This is a genomic window from Bradyrhizobium nivariense (genome assembly GCF_029846695.2).
GTDB lineage: Bacteria > Pseudomonadota > Alphaproteobacteria > Rhizobiales > Xanthobacteraceae > Bradyrhizobium.
This window is the reverse complement of record NZ_JARWCR020000184.1, coordinates 1-1289: the sequence shown is the minus strand read 5'-3', so window position 1 is coordinate 1289 and position 1289 is coordinate 1. Positions and strand designations below refer to the sequence as shown.

The window sequence follows — 1289 nt, the reverse complement described above, 5'->3', positions numbered from 1 at the left end:
TGAACCGCTCCGGGTTTGCCGGAGGCTCCAACTCCTGAGAGGATGGAGCTATGAAAAGCAAGACGACGAACAAGTTTTCACCCGAGGTCCGGGCCCGAGCGGTTCGGATGGTTCTGGATCACGCCAGCGAGCACCCGTCGCGTTGGGCGGCGGTGACCTCCATTGCGGCCAAGATCGGCTGCACACCGCAGACGCTGCATGACTGGGTCAAGAAGGCCGAGGTCGACAGCGGGCAGCGGGCCGGCGTTCCGACCGACATGGCCGAGAAGCTAAAGGCGCTCGAACGGGAGAACCGTGAGCTTCGACAGGCCAACGAGATCCTGCGCAAGGCGAGCGCTTATTTTGCGATGGCGGAGCTCGACCGCCGGTCCAAGCCATGATCGCCTTCATCGACGATCATCGTGGGGCGCATGGGGTCGAGCCGATCTGCAAGGTGTTGCCGATCGCCCCCTCGACCTACCACGCCCACGTCGCCAAGCGGCGCGATCCGGCCAGGCTGTCGGCGCGCGCCAAGCAGGATGCCGCTCTGAAGCTCGAGGTCCGACGCGTCTTCGATCAAAATTTCCGCGTCTACGGCGTGCGCAAGATCTGGCGACAGCTCAAGCGCGAAGGCTTCGACGTTGCCCGTTGCACGGTGTCGCGACTGATGCGGGACATCGGTTTGCAAGGGGTTATCCGCGGTAAACCGATCAAGACTACGATCAGCGACAGGGCCGCGCCATGCCCGCTGGATCACGTCAATCGCCAGTTCAAGGCACCAAGGCCGAACGTCCTCTGGCTCTCCGACTTCACCTATGTCGCGACCTGGACCGGCTTTGTCTACGTCGCCTTTGTGATCGACGCCTATGCCCGCAGGATCGTGGGCTGGCGAGCCTCGCGCACGGCGCATGCAGGCTTCGTGCTCGATGCGCTGGAGCAGGCCCTGCATGATCGACGGCCGGTCCATCGCGGCGGGCTCGTGCACCACAGCGATAGGGGCAGCCAATACGTATCAATCAAGTACACCGAGCGCCTGGCTGAAGCTGGTGTCGAGCCTTCTGTCGGCAGCGTGGGAGATTCCTATGACAACGCCCTCGCCGAAACCATCAACGGTCTCTACAAGGCTGAGGTGATCCATCGGCGCGGGCCATGGCGCAGCTTCGAGGCCGTCGAGTTCGCGACCCTGGAATGGGTGGACTGGTTCAACAACCGGCGGCTCCTGGAGCCCATCGGCAACATCCCGCCGGCCGAAGCCGAGCAACGCTACTACGCCATGCTGGAACAACCGGCCATGGCGGCATAACTTAAAC

1 protein-coding gene and 1 other annotated feature are annotated in these 1289 nt (G+C 63.3%); the gene reads left to right on the top strand.

Translation table 11 applies throughout. From position 1 onward, the window contains the following. The first annotated feature begins 50 nt into the window (after positions 1 to 50). Positions 51 to 1282, top strand: a protein-coding gene (locus tag QCM77_RS45835) for an IS3 family transposase (protein ID WP_280097126.1) whose coding sequence is annotated in 2 segments (ribosomal slippage) — positions 51 to 342 and positions 342 to 1282 — 1233 coding nt in all. Because the reading frame shifts where the segments join, the coding sequence is not laid out codon by codon here. Continuing rightward, positions 335 to 451: a sequence feature (AL1L pseudoknot), on the top strand. (Overlaps the previous gene by 117 nt.) Positions 1283 to 1289: the final 7 nt, after the last annotated feature.